This window comes from Saccharopolyspora sp. ID03-671, from assembly GCF_045278815.1.
GTDB lineage: Bacteria > Actinomycetota > Actinomycetes > Mycobacteriales > Pseudonocardiaceae > Saccharopolyspora > Saccharopolyspora ipomoeae.
This window is the reverse complement of sequence record NZ_CP134054.1, coordinates 4,936,718-4,958,633: the sequence shown is the minus strand read 5'-3', so window position 1 is coordinate 4,958,633 and position 21,916 is coordinate 4,936,718. Positions and strand designations below refer to the sequence as shown.

Genomic DNA, 21,916 nt, shown 5'->3' with positions numbered 1-21,916 from the left:
TCGCGCAGCGCGCACGAAAAAGCCCGGGCGGCCGAATTCGACCGCCCGGGCATCACATCTCGTGATCCTCGTTCGTCAGGAACCGAAGGGACCGTTCTCCGGCAACCGGAGGTCCGGCTTGTCGAGCTCCTCGACGTTGACGTCCTTGAAGGTGATCACCCGGACGTTCTTGACGAACCGAGCCGGGCGGTACATGTCCCAGACCCAGGCGTCGGACATCGACACCTCGAAGTAGACCTCCGAGTCGGAGTTGCGCACCTGCACGTCGACGACGTTGGCCAGGTAGAAGCGCCGTTCGGTCTCCACGACGTAGGTGAACTGACCGACGATGTCGCGGTACTCCTTGTAGAGCTGCAGCTCCATCTCGGTCTCGTACTTTTCGAGATCCTCGGCGCTCATCGGTGTGCGAGCCCTTCTGCGTTTCCGGTCGGACTACAAGGCCACATTGTCCACCACATCCCCCTCCGAGGCATCGAACAGACCGGGCTTGCTGGTCACAGCGCGCGGCGAGCGCATCCCGTGCCGCGTCGCGGCGGCCACGACGTTGGCGTAGGACCAGCGGTGCTGGACCGACGGACCGTGCTCGGTCAACCGCGCCGAGTGCAGCGGCGTGCTGTAGCCCTTGTGCACGTCGAAGGCGTACTCGGGGAAGTGTTCGTGCAGCTCACCCGCCATCAACCGGTCCCGGGTGACCTTCGCCAGCACCGACGCCGCCGCCACGCAGGCCGCCACCAGGTCGCCCTTGACGACCGCGACGCTCGGCGTCGCCAGGCCCTGCACCTTGAAACCGTCGGTGAGCACGTAGCCGGGGTGCTCGGTCAGCTGCGCCACCGAGCGGCGCATGCCCTCCAGGTTGGCCACGTGGATGCCCAGCGCGTCGACGTCCTCGGCCGGGATGACCACCGTCGACCAGCTCAGCGCGCGGGCGGTGATGCGGTCGTGGAGCCGATCCCGATCGGCCTCGCTGAGCACCTTGGAGTCGGTCAGGCCGTCGAACCGCTTCCCGTCGCCCGGCTTGAGCACGCACGCGGCCACCACCAGCGGCCCGGCGCACGCGCCGCGCCCCGCCTCGTCGACGCCGGCGACCGGGCCCAGCCCCCGGCGGTCCAGGGCGCTCTGCAGCGCCCAGTTGCCGCTGCTGCGCCGGATCACCGACCGGGGTGGCCGGAACTCCGTCACCGTCACTTCGATGTCACTCCGAGTGCCGTCGCTTGCTCGCTGCACCGAGAAGCCTACGACCTGCCCAGACCGCGGGGAACGCCGCGGCGAAGCCCACGCCCAGCGGCAGCCCGTGCTGCCAGGCGGGCGCGCCCAGCGCCTGCGACTGCGGGTTGGGCTCCGGGATGCTCTGCCAGCGGGTCGGCGGCAGCACGATGACCTGCGCCTTGCCGATCACGTTGTCCACCGGGACGGCGCCGTTGGTGCCGCCGCCGCCCTGCACGCGGGAGTCGGCGGAGTCGTTGCGGTTGTCACCCATCACCCACAGGTGCCCCGGGGGCACCGTGACCGGCGCGAACTCGTCCTGGCCGACCCCGCGACCCGGCTCCCAGTAGACGTAGGGCTCGGTGAGCGGCTTGCCGTCGACCAGCACCCGGTTCTGCGCGTCGCAGCACTCGACGGTCTGGCCGCCGGTGGCGATGACCCGCTTGACGAAGTCCTTCTCGTCCGGGGCGCCGAAGCCCAGCAGCGAGGCCGCGCCCTGGAAGAAGCCGGCGACCGGGTTGGTGGACTCCTGGGCGGTGAACTCGTTCTGCACCCACGGCTGCGGTCCGCGGAAGACCACCACGTCGCCGGGTTCGGGGTCGGAGAACCGGTAGGAGACCTTGTCGACCAGCACCCGGTCGTTACTGCACCCGGTGCAGCCGTGCAGGGTCTGCTCCATCGACTGCGACGGGATCACGTACACCCGGGCGAGGAACGCCTGGATGAGCACGGTGAGCACCAGGGCGGTCACGATCAGGATGGGCAACTCCACCCAGAAGGAAGACTTCTTCTTCCCCTTCGGCTTCCGGTTCCGAGCCGCTTCGCCGGGAGCACCCTCACGGTGCTCCGAGTCGTGGGGCTCTTCCGCTGATCCGCTGCGCATGACGTCGGCCACCCGGCCAGGCTACTCGAACCGCCTGCGGGCCCGTCGCGCTGCCCCGGCGCGGCGGGACGGAAAACCCGCCCGGTTACGACCCGATGACGTGCTCTTTTCCGCTTGATCCCGTTCCACCGGCACCTCCCGCATCCGTTGGGCCTGCATTGATCACCCGAAGGTGGAACAGCAGGAGGGCCCGAGCGCTGATCGCGCCCGGGCCCTCCGGTACTGCTCGTCTCGCGTCGATCAGGACGCAGCGGTCTCCCGCTTCTCCTTGATCTTCGCCGCCTTGCCGCGCCGGTCGCGCAGGTAGTACAGCTTCGCCCGCCGGACATCGCCGCGCGAGACGACCTCGATCTGCGCGATGTTCGGGGTGTGCACCGGGAAAGTCCGCTCCACACCGACACCGAAGGAAACCTTGCGCACGGTGAAGGTCTCCCGGATGCCATCGCCCTGGCGGCGGATGACTGCGCCCTGGAAGACCTGAGTCCGCTCGCGCGAACCCTCGATGACGCGGACGTGAACCTTCAGCGTGTCACCGGGCCGGAAGGCCGGGATGTCGGAACGCAGCGACTGGGCGTCCAACGCGTCCAGGGTGTTCATCGGTGGTCCGTCCTCATCCGTGTCGAAGGCACCCGTGTTCTCACATGTCGATGACCCGACCTGGAAGGTGGGCACCGCCCGACACGGGGTGAACTTGCTCTTTGCGCATGTCGAACCAGGTGGCTCGACTGCATCAACCTGTCCAGTGTGCCAGATCCGCATCTCGGCGCCTGATCCGGCCCCCAGCAGAGGGTCTCTGGAGAGGGCCGTCAGCGCGACGCGTCACCGGTCTCACCGGAACCGCCGGAAGCTTCCGACTCCCGCAGTTTATCGAGCTGTTTCCGGTCGGCCTTATCCAGGTCCCCCTCCGGCAGCGCCGCGAGGAGCTCCGGCCGCCGGTGGAAGGTGCGCTCCAGCGCCTGATCGCGCCGCCAGCGGTCGATCGCCGCGTGGTTGCCGGAGCGCAGCACGTCCGGCACCGGCCGGCCGCGCCACACCTCGGGACGCGTGTAGCAGGGGCCTTCCAGCAGCCCGTCGGAGAAGGAGTCCTGCTCGGCCGACAGCGGGTTGCCCAGCACCCCGGGCAGCAGCCGCACCACGGCCTCGATCATGGTCAGCGCCGCGACCTCACCGCCGACCAGCACGTAGTCGCCGATCGAGACCTCCTCGACCGGCATCCGGGTCGCGGCGTCGTCGATGACCCGCTGGTCGATGCCCTCGTAGCGGCCGCAGGCGAACACCAGCCACGGGTCCTTCGACCAGCGCACCGCGGTCTTCTGGTCGAACGGGCGGCCCGCCGGGGTCGGCACGACCAGCCGGGGCGTGGCCTCCTGGGGACTGCAGACCTCGTCGAGGGCCTCGCCCCAGACGTCGGGCTTCATCACCATGCCCGGGCCGCCGCCGTAGGGGCTGTCGTCGACCGCGCGGTGCACGTCGTGGGTCCAGTCGCGCAGGTCGTGCACGCCCACCGAGATGCGCTCGCGCTCGATGGCCTTGCCCAGCAGCGCTTCCCGCAGCGGGTTCAGGTAGTCGGGGAAGATCGTGATGACGTCGATGCGCATGAGATGGCCTCGTCTGGAAGTGCCCGAAGACGTATGTCTGGCGGTGGATCTTGCAAGCGGCGGAGCCGCTTTCTCCTCCACCACCCCAGCAACTCGCACCGCCGCGGGTTCTGAGGTGGTTCTCCTGCGAGGACGCCGCGACACCGTGCATCGGCCACACACCAGGAGTGGCGCCCGGAGCAGGAGGGCCGCCTCAGGTTCCGCTACCTGCGCCGCCACGCACGGCGACCACAACCTTATGCCTGGTCCAGCAGGCCTTCGGGCGGGTCCAGAACGACCCTGCCGTTGTCGAGGTCGACCTCGGGGACGATGGCGGAGACGAAGGGGACCAGGGCCTCCCGCTCGCCCTTGTCGGCCTCGGGATCGGGGATGGCGATCGCGAGGAGCTCGCCGGCGGGCGAGTGCAGCACGTCGCGCACCACGCCCACCTCGTCACCGGAGACCAGCTGCGCGCGCAGCCCGATCAACTCGGTGTCGTGGAACTCGTCGGGGTCCTCGGGGGACTCGGCCTCGTCGGAGGACACCGTGAGCAGGGCGCCGCGCAGCTCCTCGGCGGCGTCGCGACCGTCCACGCCCTCCGCGCGCACCAGCAGCCGCCCGGCGTGGTGCCGGGCGGCTGTCACGGTGAGGCTCTGCGCGCTGGACTTCCTGCCTTGACCGGATCGGCGCTTCAGACCGAGCACCGATCCGGGAACGAACCGCAGCTCCGGGCTGTCGGTGAGCACCTCGACGACGAGCTCGCCCCGCACGCCGTGCGGCCGCACCACGCGCCCCACTGCGAGGGCCTCCGGCTGGAGTTCGTTCATGCCGGTCAGCGGTCGGTGTCGACCACGTCGACCCGGATGCCGCGACCACCGATACCGGTCATCACGGTCCGCAGCGCGGTGGCGGTGCGCCCGCCCCGGCCGATGACCTTGCCCAGGTCATCCGGGTTGACGTGCACCTCGAGGGTGCGACCGCGCCGGGTCGTCAGCAGCTGGACGCGGACATCGTCGGGGTTGTCGACGATGCCGCGCACCAGGTGTTCAAGCGCGTCCGAGAGGACCGTCACGCCTGACCGTCCTCGGACTTCTGCTCGTCGGCCTTCTCCTCGGCCTTGGCCTCGTCGGCCTTGGCGTCGTCGGCCTTGGCCTCGGACTTCTTGCCACCCTTCTTCTTCGGGGTGGTGGCCTCGACGGTGGGCTCCTCGCCGGCGGCGGCCAGGGCCTCCTCGAACAGCTCCTGCTTGGACTTCTTGGCCTCGGCGACCTTGAGGGTGCCCTCGGCGCCCGGCAGGCCCTTGTACTTCTGCCAGTCGCCGGTGATCTCCAGGATGTTGCGCACCGGTTCGGTCGGCTGCGCGCCGACACCCAGCCAGTACTGCGCCCGCTCCGAGTCGACGATGATGCCGCTCGGGTTCTCCTTCGGGTGGTACTGGCCGATCGTCTCGATGACCCGGCCGTTGCGACGGGGTGCGGGCGTCCGCGATGACGATGCGGTAGTGCGGCTCCCGGATCTTGCCGATCCGCGCGAGCTTGATCTTCACAGCCACGGGTGCTGGTGCTCCTCAGACTCTCATTGATGCTCCGGTGAGCCATGCGCCAACGCGTGGGGCAGCGATCCGCAGGACTCCAGGTCAAATCGCCGGACGAGGAGTGAGAGGGACTCCTCGCAGCGAACAGCAACCCATTCTGCCAGACAGTTTTCCTCGATGACGACGGGGTCGGCTGCTCAGCGGTGCGGGTGGGGGATCCTCAGACGTCCTCCGGGTCCGGAGAGAGCGGCTACGCCGCTTGCCCGACGATCGGGCTCAGGTCGGCATCAGGCCCAGGGACACCAGCAGCAGGCCGAGCGCGGGCAGGAAGTTGTTGACCTGGTGGGCGATCACGCTGGCGGTGAGGCGGCCGGTGACCATGCGGGCCACGCCGATCGGGATGGTGATCACCAGCAGCAGCCAGGTGCGGGCCGGCTCCAGGTGACCGATCGCGAACACCGCCGTGCTCAGCACGAACACGTTGAGCTGGCTCCAGCGCAGCCGCTCCATCGCACCCCACAGCAGGCCGCGGTAGAGCAGTTCCTCGCACAGCGGCGCGATCAGCCAGATGTGCAGGAACACCAGCACCGCCACCACCGGCGGCAACCGGACGCCGTCCAGGACGCTGCTGACCGTCGAGGTCTGACCGGGATCGGCCCACTGCGTCCACAGCATCGTGGCGATCGTGGTGGTGACCAGCCCGACACCGCCGATGGCCAGCCCGATCCGCACGTCCGACCAGCGCCACTGCAACCCGAAGTCCAGCATCGGGCCGTTGCCCCGCACCACCGTGATGAGCACTGCGAGCCCGCCGGCCAGCACGGTCGGCAGCACCAGCATCAGCACGATCGACCAGACCCCGGGCGCGCCGAAGGCCGCGGCCAGCACCACCGAGGTCAGCACGAACACGGCCTCGGCCAGGAAGAACGCGCCCAGCCCCCAGCGGTGCGTGCGAACGGGCGGCACGGCCACCCAGGTGCGGCCCGCGGGTTCCCCCGCGACGTCGGATTCTTGCGTTGAGTGCACGAGCGCCTCCGTGATGCCGAGCAGCGGGTCGACGACCCGCGTGACGATGTCGGCGGACACCGGCGGAGCCGTCAGGCTATACCGGGCCCCCGCCCCACCACGATCAACACGAGGTGCGGCGGAGTGTTCATCGGGCCACAGCCTTTCCTCCGGCAGCGGCGATCCATCGGGTGGCGTTTCATCTCGCGACGGCGAACAGCAGCAGGGCGGGCAGGAAGTTGTTGGTGGCGTGGGCGACCATGCTCGCCGAGACCCGCCCGGTGATCATCCGGGCCATGCCGATGGCCAGGCCTCCCACGAACAGCACAGGCGTGCGCCAGACCTCCTGGTGGATCAGCGCGAAGATCACCGAGGTCAGGACGAGGATCACCACGCGCGGGATCCGGTAGTGCTCCAGCGCTCCCCACAGGGCGCCGCGCATCAGCAGCTCCTCGGTCAGCGGGGCGCCGAGGAACGCGAACAGGGCGAACAGGAACAGCCAGACCGTCCGGTCGCCCTGCATGAGCCGGGCCAGGTCCGTCTCCGGTGGTGGGCCGGAGACCGCGATGATCACCAGCGTCACCGTCCACGACCCGACCAGCGCGCAGAGCCCGCAGATCAGGCCGATCTTGAGGTCGCGGCGGCGCGGCAGGATCCCGAAGTCGGCGCGCAGGCCGTGCCCGCGCCACCAGGAGAAGACCGCCGGGACGAGTCCGAGCAGGACGTTCGGGGCGAACGCGAGCAGCAGCAGCGGACCGGTGTTGGGCGGCTGCGACGGGTCGAATCCGCCGTGGGGGTGGGGGCGCAGGGCGCCGAGGACGACCACGGCCAGGTAGTAGCCGCCGTAGCCGACGAAGAAGGCCGCGAAACCCCAGGCCAGCGAACCGCGTCTGGCCGCCTCCAGCTGCGCCTCCCAGAACGGGGGGTGCGCGTCGACGGCGTCGTCCACCCGGCGCATCGGCTGAAGGTAAGGATCCCGCTTCTCCCCCACAAGACGCTCCCCTCGACCCTTCAACCCTAAGGGGTCGCACAGGCCGACGCCGCTTTCACCGACGCGCGGTGGAAACGATTGCGAGAGCCGTTTTCAGCCTGTTCGAAGAGCTAGAAGACCCTGCCACCCAGCAGGATCCGCTCGGGGGCTCGCAGGACGTCGAGGTCCTTGCGGGGGTCGGCCTGGTAGCAGACCAGGTCGGCGACGGCGCCGTGCTCGACGCTCGACCAGCCCAGCCACTCGCGCGCGCCCCAGGAGGCGGCGGCCAGCGCCTGCTCGACCGACATGCCCACCCGGTGCAGCGCGGCGACCTCGTCGGCCAGCACACCGTGCGGGATGCCGCCGCCCGCGTCGGTGCCCGCGTAGACCGGGATGCCCGCCTCGATGGCCTTGCCGACCGTGCGGTCGGCGCGCTCGTAGAGGTCGGTCATGTGGGTGGCGTAGTCCGGGTACTTCGTCGCGGCGGCCGCGAAGCCCGGGAAGTTCTCCACGTTGACCAGGGTCGGGACCAGCGCGGTGCCGCGTGCGGCCATCAGTTCGACGGTCTCGTCGGTCAGGCCGGTGCCGTGCTCGATGCAGTCGATGCCCGCGTTGATCAGGCCCGGCAGCGCGTCCTCGCCGAACACGTGGGCGGTGACGCGGGCGCCGAGCCGGTGCGCGGTGTCGATGGCCTCGGCCAGCACCTCGTCGCTCCACAGCGGCGCGAGGTCCCCCACCGAGCGGTCGATCCAGTCTCCGACGAGCTTGATCCAGCCGTCGCCGTAGGCCGCCTGCTCGGCGACCGCGGCGGGCAGGTCCTGCTCGTCGTCGAGGTCGTCGGACAGCTTCGGGATGTAGCGCTTGGGCCGGGCCAGGTGCTTGCCCGCGCGGATGATGCGCGGCAGGTCGTCGCGCTGCTGCAGCGGCCGGGTGTCGATCGGCGCGCCGCAGTCGCGGATGAGCAGGGTGCCGGCGTCGCGGTCGGTCTCGGCCTGGGTGACTGCCTCGTCGAGCTCGACCGGGCCCTGCGTGCCGATGCCGACGTGGCAGTGCGCGTCGACCAGGCCGGGCAGCACGTAGCCGCCGTCGAAGACGGTCTCAGCTCCGGCGACCGGTTCCAGGGAGATCCGGCCGTCGGCGATCCAGAGGTCCCGCTGCGCGCCGTCGGGCAGCACGGTGGCGCGCAGGTGCAGCGCCGTCACTGGTCCTTCTTGCCGAAGTTGAGCTTGGACGGGTCGAAGCCGGGCGGCAGCTGGTTCGCCGTCGGGTCCAGTTTGGACAGGTCCGGGCCGGCGCCCGTGCCGGGCATGCCGCCCGGGGGCAGGCCGGGGAAGCCGCCGGGCATGCCCTTCATGCCCTTCGGCGGGGTCGGGCCGCCCTTGCCCTTCTTGCCCTTCTTCCCCTTCTTGCCCTTGCGGTTCTTGGAACCGCCGCCTCCGCCGCCGAAGCCGCCGAACTGGCCGGCCATCCGCTGCATCATCTTGCGGGCCTCGAAGAACCGGTTGACCAGGTCGTTGATGTCGCCGACGGTCACACCCGAACCGCGCGCGATGCGCTGGCGGCGGGAAGCGTTGATGATCTTCGGGTCGGCGCGCTCGGCCGGGGTCATGCCGCGGATGATCGCCTGGATGCGGTCGAGCTGCTTCTCGTCGAAGTTGGCCAGCTGGTCCTTCATCTGGCCCGCGCCCGGCAGCATGCCCAGCAGGTTCTGCAGCGGACCCATCCGCCGCACCGCCTGCATCTGCTCCAGGAAGTCCTCCAGGGTCAGCTGGCCGGTGCCCAGCTTCTCCGCGGCCTTCTCGGCCTGCTCCTGGTCGAAGGCCTGCTCGGCCTGCTCGATCAGGGTGAGCACGTCGCCCATGCCCAGGATCCGGTTCGCCATCCGGTCCGGGTGGAAGACGTCGAAGTCCTCCAGCTTCTCGCCGCTGGAGGCGAACATGATCGGCTGGCCGGTGACCTCGCGGACCGACAGCGCGGCACCACCGCGGGCGTCGCCGTCGAGCTTGGTCAGCACCACGCCGGAGAAGCCGACGCCGTCGCGGAAGGCCTCGGCGGTGGTCACCGCGTCCTGACCGATCATCGCGTCCAGGACGAACAGGATCTCGTCCGGCGAGACCGCGTCCCGGATGTCGGCGGCCTGCTTCATCATCTCCTCGTCGACGCCCAGCCGGCCGGCGGTGTCGACGATGACGATGTCGTGCTGGGCGCGCTTGGCCTCGTCGATGCTGTCGCGGGAGACCTGCACCGGGTCGCCGACGCCGTTGCCCGGCTCGGGCGCGAACACCGGGACCCCGGCGCGCTCACCGACGACCTGCAGCTGGTTGACGGCGTTGGGGCGCTGCAGGTCGCAGGCCACCAGCATCGGCGTGTGCCCCTGGCCGGAGAGCCACTTGGCGAGTTTGCCCGCCAGCGTCGTCTTACCGGCACCCTGCAGACCCGCGAGCATGATCACCGTCGGCGGGTTCTTGGCCAGCTCGATCCGCCGGGTCTCCCCGCCGAGGACGGTGACCAGTTCCTCGTTGACGATCTTGACGACCTGCTGCGCCGGGTTCAGCGCCTGCGAGACCTCGGCACCCTTGGCCCGCTCCTTGACACCCTTGATGAACCCGCGCACGACGGGGAGCGCCACGTCCGCTTCGAGCAGGGCGATGCGGATCTCCCGCGCGGTGGCGTCGATGTCGGCTTCGGACAGCCGCCCCTTTCCGCGCAGGTTCGTCAGGACCGAGGTGAGCCGGTCGGAGAGAGTGTCGAACACGGGTTCACGGGCTCCAGAGTCGAGAGGATGTACCTGGGTACCTGTGCGAGGGTAGCCGGTCCGCGCCAGGACCTGGCGCGGACCGGCCACCGAAGAAGGCCCCGATCAATTCAGCTGGCTCGATGAGCACACGGCGTGCGTGCAAGCGGCAGCGCCGCGAGCAGTGGAAACCACCCTCGCAGCCCGCACCGCCGCGGGTTCCGCTACCGGCACCGCCGAGCAGCGGGACCACGGACAATTCCCATGTCACGCACCGGTGTGGCGGAGGTCCCGCTTCGGTCCCGAGCGGTGCTGCTGCGGGGAGCGCTGACCACCGGTGCCCTGGCCCTTGCGGTGCGGGCGCGGCTTGTCGCCGCGGTCGCGGTTCCCGGCGGGGCGGCGCGGGCGGCGGGAGATGATCTCGCCGTCGGCGCGGGTGATCTTCAGGCCGCGACCGGCGACCTGCGTGGTGCGCAGCTTGCTGAGCAGCTCCTCGGGCAGGTCCGCGGGCAGCTCGATGAGCGTGTGCTCGTTGCGGATGTCGATGTGCCCGATGTTCTTGCTGGGCACCCCGCCCTCGTTGGCCAGCGCGCCGACCAGCGCGCGCGGCGTGACCCGGTTCCGGCGGCCGACCTCGACCCGGTAGGTCTCGGTATCGGCGCTGCTGGTGTGGAACATCGGGCCGTCCCGGCGAGCGGGCTCCGGCTCGGGCTCCAGCAGCAGCGGGCGGTCGCCCTGGGCCATCGCGGCCAGCGCGGCGGCGATCTCCGCGGCGGGCACGTCGTGGGTGCGCTCGTACTCGGCGACCAGCTCCTGGAAGACCTCCAGGCCGCCCTTGGCCAGCGTGTCGGTGATGCTCTGCGCGAACTTGGCGAGCCTGCGGTCGTTGACCGCGTCGATGCTCGGCAGCTCCATCTGCGGGATCTGCTGGCGGGTGGCCCGCTCGATGGCGCGCAGCAGGTGGCGCTCGCGCGGGGAGACGAACAGGATCGCCTCGCCGCTGCGCCCGGCACGACCGGTGCGGCCCACGCGGTGCACGTAGGACTCGGTGTCGTGCGGGATGTCGTAGTTGAGCACGTGCGAGATGCGCTCGACGTCGAGACCGCGGGCGGCGACGTCGGTGGCCACCAGGATGTCGATCTTGCCGTCGCGGAGGTGCCCGATGGTGCGCTCGCGCTGGGCCTGGGCGATGTCGCCGTTGATGGCCGAGGCGCTGAACCCGCGCGCCTGCAGCTTCTCCGCGAGCTCCTCGGTGAGCTGCTTGGTGCGCACGAACACGATCATCGCGTCGAAGTCCTCGACCTCGAGGATGCGGGTCATCGCGTCCAGCTTGTTGGACGCGCGCACCGGCACGTGCCGCTGGTTGATGTTGGTTGCCGTGGAGGTCTTGGTCTTGACCGAGATCTCCGCCGGGTTGTTCAGGTAGTTCTGCGTGATCTTGCGGATGCCCTGCGGCATGGTCGCCGAGAACAGCGCGACCTGGCGCTGGGAGGGCACCGACTGCAGGATCTTCTCGACGTCCTCGATGAAGCCCATGCGCAGCATCTCGTCGGCCTCGTCGAGCACCAGGTTCTTCAGCCCGGTCAGGTCCAGCGAACCCTTCTCCAGGTGGTCGATCAGGCGACCCGGGGTGCCGACGACGACCTGCGCGCCGCGGCGCAGACCGGCCAGCTGCGGGCCGTAACCGGTGCCGCCGTAGATCGGCAGCACGTGGAAGCCGGGCAGGTGCGAGGCGTAGCGCTGGAAGGCCTCGGAGACCTGGATCGCCAGCTCGCGCGTGGGCGCCAGCACCAGGGCCTGCGGCTTGGTGGCGTTGAGGTCCATCTTGGACAGGATCGGCAGCGCGAACGCGGCGGTCTTGCCGGTTCCGGTCTGCGCCAGGCCCAGCACGTCGCGGCCTTCCAGCAGCAGCGGGATCGTCTGCTCCTGGATCGGCGACGGGGCCTCGTACCCGATCTCGGCCAGCGTCTTCTGGACGCGCTCGTCGAGGTCGAGTTCAGCGAAAGTAGGCATGCGGAAAGCAGGTCTCCCTAGGTGGGTCGGCGGGGGGCTGATCGCGGAAAGAGGTCCGGCGCCCACCCCGCGCGTGCTGACGGGGCGTTGCGTCCACTCGGCGGCGTGCGGCGAACCTGTGTCGACTCCGCTTGCGCTTGACGAACCGCGCGCTCCACCCGACGCACACCCTGTTGCCAGTGACCCGCAGCTCGAAAAATCTCAGCCTGGTACCACGACATCCGGCCGTGGCACCGGACATCCAGGGTAGTCATCGCGATCAGTTGATGTCGGGGCGCCCCCGCCCAACGGGACGCAGGTCACGTCTCGACGTCCAACCGCAGGCCACCGGCCACCTGCTCGCGGGTGAACAGGTGCACCCGGCGCCACCCGGGCAGCGTCTCCCCGGCCAGCAGCCTGCGGTGCATCCGCTCGGCGCGCAGCACGTGCCGCCGGAACGAACCGGAGCGGATCAGCCTGCCCCGCGCGCGCTGCCCGTCCAGCGCCGAGCCGGCGTCGGCGTGCAGCCACACCAGCACCGTGCGCCGCCCGGTGAGGCGGGCGAACACCAGCAGCAGCATCCGGGTGCTGGCCCGGGTGGCGGGCTCGTGCGCCACCACCGGACCCCGCGCGACCAGGCAGGACCAGGCGATCCGGGAGCGGTGCGCGAGGTGCACCAGCGGCCGGTAGTAGCGGTAGGCGACGCCGGGCGAGAGCTCCCGCAACCGGGCGCGGACCTGCTCGGAGTCCAGCCGGACGACGTCGGAGCTCGCGCGCAGCTTGGCCAGCACCGTGCTCTTGCCCGCACCGGGCACGCCCGCGAGCACGACCAGCGTGCGACGGCCCACCCGCACCGAGGGCGTGGGGTGGGCGGAAACCGGGGATGCGTCCGAAATGTCCACGACCGCTCCAGATTACGCGGAACCGATCATGGACGGGCGAGATCGTGATCACGCACGAGAAGAGGCGGCCCGCTCCCCCAAGGGCGGGCCGCCTCATCGGAACTCCCGGTGCGTTACGGGGTCCCGCACCCGGTCACCGCGTGGGAGGCACGTTCCCCCCGCCTCCCACGCTCCCCCGCGATCGCGGAGCCCCCGGAAAGCCCGCCCGACCCCCAGTGCGGGCGCGTTCCCCGGTTCCTCCCTGATCACCGCGTCGCACTGAAGAGTCTGCCCGGACCAGCGGCGATGCGAGACCGTGACAATGCCCGAGTAGGGCTGCGTAGTTGTACGCATTCCCACCCCGGGAACCTGCTGAGAACGCGCGAAGGGGCGCCTCCCGATCGAGTCGGGAGGCGCCCCTTCGCGGACTGCTCCGCGAGATCAGATCGCGGCCACGCCGGTCTCGCCGGTGCGCACCCGCACCACGCTCTCCACGGCGGTCACCCAGACCTTCCCGTCGCCGACCTTGCCGGTGCGGGCGGCGTTGACGATCCCGTCCACCACCTTGTCGACGTCGGTCTCGTCGACCAGGACCTCCACGCGGGACTTCTCGACGAAGTCCACCGAGAACTCGGCACCCCGGTAGACCTCGGTGTGGCCCTTCTGGCGGCCGTAGCCCTCAACAGCGCTGACGGTCATGCCCAGCACGCCGAGCTTGCCGAGCTCCTCCTTGAGATCGTCCACCTTCTGCGGCTGAACGATCGCGGTCACCAACTTCATGCGCGGCTGCCCTCCAGCTTGCGGTCATCGACGTCGCCGGCAGAAGCCGAGGCGCGGCGGGCGGATCGGCCGTCACCGAAGTGGTACGCGGTCTCCGCGTGCTCGGTCTCGTCGATGCCCTCGGCCTCGTCCTCCTCGCTCAGCCGGAAGCCGATGGTCGCCTTGACGATCAGCGCCAGGATGAGGCTGAGCACGAAGGAGTAAATCAGCACCGCGAAGGCTCCGACAGCCTGTCGCCACAACTGATCCACACCGCCGCCGTAGAACAGGCCCGCGACGCCCGCCGGGGCCTCCGCCGAGGCGAACAGGCCGACCAGCAGCGTGCCCATCAGACCACCGACGAGGTGGACGCCGACCACGTCGAGCGAGTCGTCGTAGCCGAACTTGAACTTCAGGCTCACCGCCAGCGCGCAGACCGCGCCGGTGATCGCGCCGACCGCGATGGCGCCCAGCGGCGTCACCGACGAGCAGGCCGGGGTGATGGCGACCAGACCGGCCACGATGCCCGACGCGGCGCCCAGCGTGGTGGCGTGGCCGTCGCGGATGCGCTCGATGAGCAGCCAGCCCAGCATCGCCGCGCTGGTGGCGACCAGGGTGTTGACCAGGGTGAAGGCCGCGGTGTTGTCGGCGGCCAGGGCCGAACCGGAGTTGAAGCCGAACCAGCCGAACCACAGCAGACCGGCGCCGAGCACCACGAACGGCAGGTTGTGCGGCTTGCCGACGCCCTTGGGCCAGTTCCGGCGCTTGCCCAGCACCAGCACCAGGGCCAGCGCGGCGGCACCGGCGTTGATGTGGACCGCCGTGCCACCGGCGAAGTCGATCGCGGCCAGGCGGTTGGCGATCCAGCCGCCGACCGCGGTCACGTTGCCCGCGTCGTCGGTGTCGTCGAAGTCGAAGACCCAGTGCGCGACCGGGAAGTACACCACGACCGCCCACAGCGCGGCGAACAGCAGCCACGGGCCGAAGCGCGCGCGGTCGGCGATGGCGCCGGAGATCAGCGCGACCGTGAGGATCGCGAACATCGCCTGGAAACCGACGAACGCCAGCGACGGGATCGTGCCGGACAGCGAGTCCTCACCCAGCAGCCCCGACAGGCCGAAGTTCTCGAAGGGGTTCGCGAGCAGGCCCAGACCACCGATGTCGGTGGAGAACGCCATCGAGTAGCCGAACAGCACCCACAGCACGCCGACCACGCCGATGGAGCCGAGGCTCATCATCAGCATGTTCAGCACGCCCCGGGACCGGACCATGCCGCCGTAGAAGAACGCCAGACCTGGTGTCATCAGCAGGACCAGAGCGGCGCTCACGAGCACCCATGCGGTGTCGCCTGAATTCACATTGCCTCCCCGTGCGGACCGAGTTGCGCCGCATCTTGGGAAATGGCTGTTTCAGACGCACCGTTCTGGTGTTACGGGGGCGTGAAAAGGAGCCTGCCCGCGGTTACGCCGATGTTGACGCGTCAATTCCGTGTTACGCGGCCGATCACGGACGGGACCTGGACCGGTCGCCCGACCGATAGTCCGCACGCCAACCAGCCCGCTGAGCAGGCCAGGATCAGCACCAGCGGCACCGTCCAGGCATCGGTGAGGTCGTGCAGCAGACCGATCAGCAGCGGACCCGCCGCGGCGATGAGATATCCCCCACCTTGTGCCATACCGGACAAGGCGGTCGTGGTGTCGCTGTCCGGGGAGCGCAGGCCCAGCAGCGTCAGCGCCAGACCGAACGCCGCGCCCTGCGCGAGGCCCAGCACGACCACCGCGGGCCAGGCCAGCGACGACGGGCCCAGCAGGATGCCCCCGAAACCGGCCATGAGCATCAGCGCCAGCACCACGATGATGCCCCGCTGGTCGCGCAACCTCCGGCACAGCACCGGGATCGACATCGACCCGATCGCCTGGATCGCCGCCTGCACGCCCAGCGCCAGCCCCGCCAGCTCCGGGCTCATGCCGCGGCTCTGCAGCATCGTGGGCAGCCAGCCGAACACCACGTAGGCCAGCGAGGACTGCAGACCCATGAAGAAGGTGACCTGCCAGGCCAGCGAGCTGCGCCAGAGGATGCCGGGGCTCACCGGCTTCGGGGCGGCGACGGCGCTGCCGCGCACCGCGACCAGGCTGATCACCAGGGCGACGAGCACCGGAACGGCCAGCAGGCCCAGCGGCGCCCGCCACGCCGAGCCCAGCGCCTGCCCGATCGGCACCACGGCGGCCGCGGCCATCGCGCCGCCCAGCGTCAGGCACATCGTGTAGACGGCGGTGACCACCGGGACCGTGTGCGGGAAGTCGCGCTTGATCAGGCCGGGAACGGCGACGTTGGCGACCGCGATGCCCGCGCCGACGACGACCGTGCCCGCCAGCAGCGTCGCGACGCTGCCGAAGGCGCGCAGCGAGTTGCCGATCAGCAGCACCACCAGGCAGCCCAGCAGCACCCGCTCGTCGCCGAAGCGCTGCCGCAGCTTCGGCGCGATGAACGCGAACGCGCCCAGGCACACCACCGGCAGCGTGGTCAGGACACCGCTGAACGTGCCGGACACGCCCAGGTCGTGCTGGATGCGCTCCAGCAGCGGCGCCACCGCGGTGAACGGCGGCCGCAACGCCAGCGCCACCAGCACCACCACGATCACGGTCACGATCGCGGTGACCCGCTGGGTCCGCGGCGTTCCCCTGGACTCCCGTGTCCACGCAACATCCCTTCGATGAAAAGAGCTGGTCCGCGACGAGATCCGCTCCCAGCGGCGTCGCGGGCACAACTCAACTACATGGAACGGCCGTACCACAAACTCTCCCGCAGTGAACCTCTGCACACTTGCCGCGGGAATACCCCCGAACAGCCCAAAACCCCCTCACCAGCCACGACGCGGCTTCCCCCGGACACGAGCGAGCCCCCGGCGACGGGTCGCCGGGGGCTCGCTCCGGAAGCGGGATCAGTTCAGCAGGGCGTCGACGAAGGCGCCCGGCTCGAACGGGGCCAGGTCGTCCGGTCCCTCGCCGAGGCCGACGAGCTTGACCGGGACGCCGAGCTCGCGCTGCACCTGGAAGACGATGCCGCCCTTGGCGGTGCCGTCGAGCTTGGTCAGCACGATCCCGGTGACGTCGACGACCTCGGAGAACACCCGGGCCTGCATGAGCCCGTTCTGGCCGGTCGTCGCGTCCAGCACCAGCAGGACCTCGTCGACCTGCGCCTTCTTCTCCACGACGCGCTTGACCTTGCCGAGCTCGTCCATCAGGCCGGTCTTGGTGTGCAGCCGCCCGGCCGTGTCGACCAGGACCGCGTCCACGGCGCTGTCGCTGCCCCGGCTGACCGCCTCGAACGCCACGCTGGCCGGGTCGGCGCCCTCGTTGCCGCGCACCACCTCGGCACCGACGCGCTCGCCCCAGGTCGCCAGCTGCTCGACCGCGGCGGCGCGGAAGGTGTCGGCCGCGCCCAGCAGCACCGTGCGGCCGTCGGCGACCAGCACGCGGGCCAGCTTGCCGGTGGTGGTGGTCTTGCCGGTGCCGTTGACGCCCACGACCAGCAGCACCGCGGGCTTGCCGCCGTCGGCGGGATCGCCGTGCGGCAGGGCCCGCACCGAGCGCTCCATGTCCTGACCGAGCGCGTCGACGAGCACCTCGCGCAGGACCGCGCGGGCCTCCTCCGGGCTGCGGACGGCGCGGGAGGCGATCTCGCCGCGCAGCCGCTCGATGATCTCGGTGGTCGTGGCCGCGCCCAAGTCGGCCATCAGCAGGGTGTCCTCGATCTCCTCCCAGGAGTCCTCGTCGAGGTCACCCGCGCCGAGCAGGCCCAGCAGGCTCTGCCCGAAGGTCGTGCGGGAGCGGGAGAGCCGTCCGCGCAGCCGCTCCAGGCGACCGCTGGTGGGCTCGATCTCCTCCGGCTCGACCGCGGGCTTCTCCGGCTCCGGCGGCGCGACCGGTTCGGCGGCCGGCTCCGTCGTGGGCTCGGGTGCCGCGGGCTGGGCCGGGACCTCGGGCTCGGTGAGCGGCTCGGCCGTCGCGGTATCACCGGAACCGGCGGGCTCCTCGGGGAGCTCGACGTCGACGATGCCGCGCCGCTCGGTGTCGCGCGGGACCGCCGCGTCGTCACCGACGCCCGGCTGCCCCTCCACCTCGGTGCGCTCCTCGACCGGGTGTTCGGGAGCAGCCGGCTCGGCAGGCCCGGCGGTCTCGGGTTCGGCGGTGGCGGCGCCGCTGGCGAAGCTGATGCCCCCGCCCGCCTGGTAACCGCCGCCCTTGACCTCGGGGCGGGCTTCGGCTTCGTCCTTCTCGCGGAGGCTGATCCGCCGACGGCGGTTGAGCACCACACCGGCGACCACGGCGAGAGCCAGCACCAGCGCGACAACGACGACGATCGCAATCAGGGTTGAGGTGGTCACCCGGCCATCCTCCCACCTGCTCTAACCGCCTCGACCAGGCACCTGCCAGGCGGTTCCGTGAGCAATTCACCAACAATGCGTGCCAAGTGCTTGCTTTTTCATGTCCGAGTGCAATACACCACAGGTATGCGCTGGTGGCGAGTGGTGGGACTGCTCTCGGGGACCTCGATGGACGGCATCGACGTGGTCGCCGCCGAGATGGCCCTCGACGGCGAGGCGATCCTGCTCCGGCCGCTCGGCGACACCACCCTCGACTACCCCGCCGACCTGCGCGAACAGCTGCGCGACGCGCTGCCGCCCGGTGAGCTCGACGCCGCGGCGCTCTGCCGCCTCGACACGCACGTCGGCCAGGCCTTCGCCGACGCCGCCCGCGTCGGCGTCCAGCTCGCCGGTGGTGAGGCCGATTTCATCGCCTCGCTCGGCCAGACGCTCTACCACTGGGTCGAGGGCGACCGAGCCCTCGGCACCCTGCAGATCGGCCAGCCCTCCTGGATCGCCGAGACCACCGGGCTGCCGGTGATCTCCGACCTGCGGACCCGCGACGTCGCCGCCTCCGGCCACGGCGCACCGCTGGCCGGAGTCCTCGACGCCCTCTGGCTCGGCGGAGCGGAAACCCAGGTCGCGGTGAACATCGGCGGGATCGCGAACATCACGGTGGTCGGCGGGCCCGAGCCGCTGGCCTACGACACCGGGCCCGGCAACGCGCTCATCGACCTCGCCGCGCACCAGCGGACCGGCCGCGCGCAGGACACCGACGGAGCCCTGGCCGCCTCCGGGACACCCGACGAGGACCTGCTCAAGCTCCTGCTCGACGAGCCCTACTACGCGCTGCCCGCGCCGAAGTCGACCGGCAAGGAGCACTTCAACGCCGCCCACCTCGACCGCGCCCTCACCGAGCTCGGCAGGCCGGTCGACGACGGCGACCTGCTGGCGACCCTCACCGAGCTGACCGCGGCCACCGTCGCCGACGCCTGCCGCGCCGAGGGCGCCCACCGCGTCGTCGTCTCCGGCGGCGGCGTGCACAACCCCGTGCTGCTGGCGGCACTGCGCCGACGGCTGGACGTCCCGGTGCTGGTCAGCAACGATCTCGGGATGCCCGCCGACAGCAAGGAGGCCCTGCTGACCGCGCTGCTCGGCTTCCTCACCTGGCACGGCCTGCCCGGCAACACTCCCGGGACCACCGGAGCGGCCGGCCCCCGAATCCTCGGCAGCATCACCCCCGGCCGCACCGCCCTGCGGCTGCCGGAACCCGCCACCACCCCGCCCCGGCGGCTGATCGTGCGATCAGCCGCGACGAACTAGGAGGCCAGATGCGATCGCTCGACCTCGTCGTGATCGGCTTGTACCTGATCGCGATGCCGGCGCTGGGATTGCTGCTCAGCGGCAAGCAGCGGAGTTCGCAGGACTACTTCGTCGGCGGCAGGCGACTGCCCTGGTGGGCGGTGTGCTTCTCGGTGGTGGCCACCGAGACCTCCACGCTGACCGTGATCAGCGTGCCGACGGTGGCCTACCTCGGCAGCTTCACCTACCTGCAGCTGGCGATCGGCTACCTCATCGGCCGCATCATCGTCTCGTTCGTGCTGCTGCCCCGGTACTTCGCCGGGAACCTGGTCAGCGCCTACGCGTTCCTCGGGCAGCGCTTCGGCAACGGGCTGCAGGGCACGGCGTCGGTGACGTTCCTGATCACCCGGCTGCTGGCCGACGGTCTGCGGCTGTTCGCCACCGCCATCCCGGTCAAGGTGATGCTGGCGGCCTTCGACGTCCACCTGGCGTACTGGCAGATCATCGCGCTGCTGTCGGTGCTCACCGTCGTCTACACCTACTTCGGCGGCATCCGGGCCGTGGTGTGGGTCGACGCGATCCAGATGATCGTCTACGTCGGCGGCGCCGTCGTCGCCGGGGTCATCCTGTTCGGCGAGCTGCCCGGTGACTGGTTCTCCACGGCGATGGCCGAGGGCAAGTTCCAGCTCTTCGACTTCTCCTCGTCGATCATCACCGACCAGTACGCGTTCTTCACCGCCGTGATCGGTGGCGCGGTGTTCGCGATGGCCTCGCACGGCGCCGACCAGCTCATGGTGCAGCGGCTGCTGGCCTGCAAGGACCTCAAGGACGGTCGCCGCGCGCTGATCACCAGCGGTGTCGTGGTCGCGCTGCAGTTCGCGCTGTTCCTGTTCATCGGCACGATGCTGTGGGCCTTCTACAAGGGCGCCACCCCGGACTCGATGGGCCTTTCCAGCTCCGACGAGCTGTTCCCGCGGTTCATCGTCAACGACCTGCCGCCGGGCGTCTCGGGCCTGTTCATCGCGGGCATCCTCGCCGCCGCGATGAGCACCCTCGCGTCGTCGCTGAACTCGCTGTCGACCTCCACCGTCAGCGACCTCTACCAGCGGCTCTCGAAGAAGCCGCTCGACGACGCCTCGGTCCTGAGGATGGGCAAGTTGTGGACCCTGGTGTGGGCGGTCGTGTTCGTGGCGTTCGCGTCGATGTTCACCAGCACCGAGAACCCGGTCGTCGAGGTCGGTCTCAGCATCGCCAGCTACACCTACGGCGCGCTGCTGGGCTCGTTCCTGCTGGGATTGCTGGTCAAGCGGGCCCGGCAGGCGGACGCGATCATCGCGTTCGTCGCGACCCTCGCGGTGGTGCTGTACTTCGTCGTCGGGGTGAGCTTCCCCGACGGCGAAGGCGGCGAGACGTCGCTGGCGTTCCCCTGGTACACGCCGCTCGGCGTGATCGTCACCCTCGTCGTCGGCGGCCTACTGTCGCTGCGCCACAGCGACGAGGAGGAGCGGACGCCGGAAACCGTCTGACCACGACGCGGAACGGCCCCCGGTGCGATCACCGGGGGCCGTTCCTCTCGTCCGTCAGAGGGCCAGCGGGAGCAGGCCGACGAGCAGGACCAGGACGAACACGGCGATGCTGACGCCGATGGTCAAGCCCATGCCCGGGGTCGCCTGCGGGGTCGGGCCGATCGCGCCGTCGACGAAGACCATCGCGGGCGCCCGGTAGAAGACGTCGAGCTGCTGACCCGCGCCGACCGGGATCACCGCAGTCGCGTGGCCGATCTTCCACAGGTAGTTCACGTGCACCTGGATCTGGTGCTGTCCCGGCGGCAGGTCGATCGGGTTCTTGCCCCAGGTCAGCACCGGCCCCGGCTGGCCGTTGATCGTCACCTGCGGCTTGAACAGCAGGAACGCCCAGCCCAGCCAGTGGAACGAGCAGTCGATCAGCAACCGGCCCATGCCCGGCGGGGGCGGCGGGAACTGCGGCGGCATCTGCTGCTGCGGGGGCGGCTGCTGCTGGGGCATCGGGCCGGACTGCGGGTAGCCCTGCAGCTGGGGGTATCCCTGCGGCGGCGACGGCGGCTGCTGCGGGTACCCCTGCTGCGGATAGCCCTGCTGGGGATACCCGGGCGGCTGCTGCTGGGGCATCGGCTGCTGGGGCATCGGCCCGGACTGCGGGTAGCCGGGCGGCACGCCCTGCTGCGGGTATGGCGACTGCCCTGGCGGCGGGCCGTACGGGTTGGTCATCACGATCTCCTAGTGCCACGACGCCTCGCGGGATGCCGGATCGAACCCATCTTCGCGCATGCGTTCGCCGGTTCCCGCACCCCCGTCCGCTACAGCTCTTCAGGTTCGCGGTTCGGAAGCCGATCAAGGGGCAATGGGGATGTTCGTCCGCAGGCGGATCGGAGCGGGGACCGACCACGGGGAGTTCCAGCGCAGGCTCGACGCCTACGCGGCCGGTGAGCTCGACGACGTCGACTGGCTGATGATGCGCACGCACCTCGCCGAGTGCGCGCACTGCCAATCCCAGCTGCGCCGGCCCGCGCTGCTCAACCGCGCCGCACCGCAGCGCATCCTCGCCGACCACGACCCCGGTCGGAGAACCATGCGCGACACCGCCCCCGGCTGGACCATCGTGCTCGGCGTCGTCCTGGTCGCGGCCCTGGTCGCCTTCAGCATCGGGTACGCCCTCGGCGGCGTCTAGTCAT

Annotated in this window: 21 protein-coding genes and 1 pseudogene; 3 read left to right on the top strand and 19 right to left on the bottom strand. The window is 70.5% G+C overall.

Annotated features, from left to right (window positions below; translation table 11 throughout):
* Positions 1-75 precede the first annotated feature (75 nt).
* From REH65_RS22970 to ftsY, 18 genes and pseudogenes are all read right to left on the bottom strand, one after another.
* Entirely contained in the window at positions 76-399 is a 324-nt protein-coding gene (locus REH65_RS22970) for a DUF2469 domain-containing protein (protein ID WP_093413373.1), read from the bottom strand.
* 33 nt (positions 400-432) lie between these two features.
* Positions 433-1,185, bottom strand: coding sequence for a ribonuclease HII (locus REH65_RS22965; protein ID WP_406689040.1), 753 nt, complete (start codon positions 1,183-1,185; stop codon positions 433-435).
* Between the two features lie 7 nt (positions 1,186-1,192).
* Positions 1,193-2,086, bottom strand: coding sequence for a signal peptidase I (gene lepB / locus REH65_RS22960; protein WP_406693218.1), 894 nt, complete (start codon positions 2,084-2,086; stop codon positions 1,193-1,195).
* A gap of 240 nt (positions 2,087-2,326) precedes the next feature.
* Positions 2,327-2,683, bottom strand: a complete 357-nt coding sequence (rplS, locus tag REH65_RS22955; protein ID WP_093413378.1) for a 50S ribosomal protein L19 — start codon at positions 2,681-2,683, stop codon at positions 2,327-2,329.
* A gap of 209 nt (positions 2,684-2,892) precedes the next feature.
* Entirely contained in the window at positions 2,893-3,684 is a 792-nt protein-coding gene (gene trmD / locus REH65_RS22950) for a tRNA (guanosine(37)-N1)-methyltransferase TrmD (protein ID WP_406689039.1), read from the bottom strand.
* A 236-nt stretch (positions 3,685-3,920) separates the two neighbouring features.
* Positions 3,921-4,490, bottom strand: a complete 570-nt coding sequence (gene rimM / locus REH65_RS22945; RefSeq protein WP_281454877.1) for a ribosome maturation factor RimM — start codon at positions 4,488-4,490, stop codon at positions 3,921-3,923.
* A 5-nt stretch (positions 4,491-4,495) separates the two neighbouring features.
* The gene (locus REH65_RS22940) at positions 4,496-4,735 is read right to left on the bottom strand and encodes an RNA-binding protein (RefSeq protein WP_093413382.1); all 240 of its coding nucleotides are present in this window, start codon (positions 4,733-4,735) and stop codon (positions 4,496-4,498) included.
* Positions 4,732-5,215 (bottom strand): annotated as a pseudogene (gene rpsP / locus REH65_RS22935) (30S ribosomal protein S16). The gene REH65_RS22940 and the pseudogene rpsP overlap by 4 nt, the downstream one beginning before the upstream one ends.
* A 258-nt stretch (positions 5,216-5,473) precedes the next feature.
* On the bottom strand, positions 5,474-6,283 hold the full coding sequence (locus tag REH65_RS22930) for a lysostaphin resistance A-like protein (protein ID WP_406689038.1): 810 nt from the start codon (positions 6,281-6,283) through the stop codon (positions 5,474-5,476).
* A gap of 118 nt (positions 6,284-6,401) precedes the next feature.
* A complete protein-coding gene (locus tag REH65_RS22925) occupies positions 6,402-7,160 on the bottom strand; it encodes a type II CAAX endopeptidase family protein (protein ID WP_281454880.1) in 759 nt (252 codons plus the stop codon).
* 143 nt (positions 7,161-7,303) lie between these two features.
* On the bottom strand, positions 7,304-8,374 hold the full coding sequence (locus REH65_RS22920) for an amidohydrolase family protein (RefSeq protein WP_406689037.1): 1,071 nt from the start codon (positions 8,372-8,374) through the stop codon (positions 7,304-7,306).
* Positions 8,371-9,927 carry a signal recognition particle protein gene (gene ffh, locus REH65_RS22915; protein WP_406689036.1) on the bottom strand — a complete coding sequence of 519 codons (1,557 nt, stop codon included), beginning with the start codon at positions 9,925-9,927 and terminating at the stop codon, positions 8,371-8,373. The genes REH65_RS22920 and ffh overlap by 4 nt, the downstream gene beginning before the upstream one ends.
* A 246-nt stretch (positions 9,928-10,173) precedes the next feature.
* The gene (locus REH65_RS22910; RefSeq protein WP_406689035.1) at positions 10,174-11,919 is read right to left on the bottom strand and encodes a DEAD/DEAH box helicase; all 1,746 of its coding nucleotides are present in this window, start codon (positions 11,917-11,919) and stop codon (positions 10,174-10,176) included.
* Positions 11,920-12,218: 299 nt separating this feature from the next.
* Positions 12,219-12,800, bottom strand: coding sequence for an AAA family ATPase (locus REH65_RS22905; RefSeq protein ID WP_406689034.1), 582 nt, complete (start codon positions 12,798-12,800; stop codon positions 12,219-12,221).
* A 420-nt stretch (positions 12,801-13,220) separates the two neighbouring features.
* Positions 13,221-13,559 carry a P-II family nitrogen regulator gene (locus tag REH65_RS22900; protein ID WP_281454885.1) on the bottom strand — a complete coding sequence of 113 codons (339 nt, stop codon included), beginning with the start codon at positions 13,557-13,559 and terminating at the stop codon, positions 13,221-13,223.
* Entirely contained in the window at positions 13,556-14,896 is a 1,341-nt protein-coding gene (locus REH65_RS22895) for an ammonium transporter (protein WP_406689033.1), read from the bottom strand. The genes REH65_RS22900 and REH65_RS22895 overlap by 4 nt, the downstream gene beginning before the upstream one ends.
* A gap of 122 nt (positions 14,897-15,018) precedes the next feature.
* Positions 15,019-16,185: a CynX/NimT family MFS transporter gene (locus REH65_RS22890; protein ID WP_406689032.1), complete on the bottom strand. Its 1,167-nt coding sequence runs from the start codon at positions 16,183-16,185 to the stop codon at positions 15,019-15,021.
* 294 nt (positions 16,186-16,479) lie between these two features.
* On the bottom strand, positions 16,480-17,925 hold the full coding sequence (gene ftsY / locus REH65_RS22885) for a signal recognition particle-docking protein FtsY (protein ID WP_406689031.1): 1,446 nt from the start codon (positions 17,923-17,925) through the stop codon (positions 16,480-16,482).
* Positions 17,926-18,051: 126 nt separating this feature from the next.
* Here ftsY and REH65_RS22880 point away from each other — a divergent pair, with 126 nt between their 5' ends.
* Together REH65_RS22880 and REH65_RS22875 are read left to right on the top strand one after the other, a co-directional pair.
* Positions 18,052-19,227 carry an anhydro-N-acetylmuramic acid kinase gene (locus tag REH65_RS22880; RefSeq protein ID WP_406689030.1) on the top strand — a complete coding sequence of 392 codons (1,176 nt, stop codon included), beginning with the start codon at positions 18,052-18,054 and terminating at the stop codon, positions 19,225-19,227.
* A gap of 8 nt (positions 19,228-19,235) precedes the next feature.
* The gene (locus REH65_RS22875; protein ID WP_406689029.1) at positions 19,236-20,732 is read left to right on the top strand and encodes a sodium:solute symporter; all 1,497 of its coding nucleotides are present in this window, start codon (positions 19,236-19,238) and stop codon (positions 20,730-20,732) included.
* A 54-nt stretch (positions 20,733-20,786) separates the two neighbouring features.
* On the opposite strand, the gene REH65_RS22870 is transcribed toward REH65_RS22875, so the two are convergent.
* A complete protein-coding gene (locus tag REH65_RS22870; RefSeq protein ID WP_406689028.1) occupies positions 20,787-21,452 on the bottom strand; it encodes a hypothetical protein in 666 nt (221 codons plus the stop codon).
* Between the two features lie 133 nt (positions 21,453-21,585).
* Here REH65_RS22870 and REH65_RS22865 point away from each other — a divergent pair, with 133 nt between their 5' ends.
* The gene (locus tag REH65_RS22865; protein ID WP_406689027.1) at positions 21,586-21,912 is read left to right on the top strand and encodes a zf-HC2 domain-containing protein; all 327 of its coding nucleotides are present in this window, start codon (positions 21,586-21,588) and stop codon (positions 21,910-21,912) included.
* Positions 21,913-21,916: the final 4 nt, after the last annotated feature.

Bases quoted from the DNA above. Each gene is read 5' to 3' on its own strand.
- REH65_RS22870 (WP_406689028.1), bottom strand. From the start codon at position 21,452: ATGACCAACCCGTACGGCCCGCCGCCAGGGCAGTCGCCATACCCGCAG.
- lepB (WP_406693218.1), bottom strand. From the start codon at position 2,086: ATGCGCAGCGGATCAGCGGAAGAGCCCCACGACTCGGAGCACCGTGAG.
- rimM (WP_281454877.1), bottom strand. From the start codon at position 4,490: ATGAACGAACTCCAGCCGGAGGCCCTCGCAGTGGGGCGCGTGGTGCGG.
- trmD (WP_406689039.1), bottom strand. From the start codon at position 3,684: ATGCGCATCGACGTCATCACGATCTTCCCCGACTACCTGAACCCGCTG.
- REH65_RS22970 (WP_093413373.1), bottom strand. From the start codon at position 399: ATGAGCGCCGAGGATCTCGAAAAGTACGAGACCGAGATGGAGCTGCAG.
- rplS (WP_093413378.1), bottom strand. From the start codon at position 2,683: ATGAACACCCTGGACGCGTTGGACGCCCAGTCGCTGCGTTCCGACATC.
- REH65_RS22865 (WP_406689027.1), top strand. From the start codon at position 21,586: ATGGGGATGTTCGTCCGCAGGCGGATCGGAGCGGGGACCGACCACGGG.
- REH65_RS22925 (WP_281454880.1), bottom strand. From the start codon at position 7,160: ATGCGCCGGGTGGACGACGCCGTCGACGCGCACCCCCCGTTCTGGGAG.
- REH65_RS22910 (WP_406689035.1), bottom strand. From the start codon at position 11,919: ATGCCTACTTTCGCTGAACTCGACCTCGACGAGCGCGTCCAGAAGACG.
- REH65_RS22875 (WP_406689029.1), top strand. From the start codon at position 19,236: ATGCGATCGCTCGACCTCGTCGTGATCGGCTTGTACCTGATCGCGATG.
- REH65_RS22880 (WP_406689030.1), top strand. From the start codon at position 18,052: ATGCGCTGGTGGCGAGTGGTGGGACTGCTCTCGGGGACCTCGATGGAC.
- REH65_RS22900 (WP_281454885.1), bottom strand. From the start codon at position 13,559: ATGAAGTTGGTGACCGCGATCGTTCAGCCGCAGAAGGTGGACGATCTC.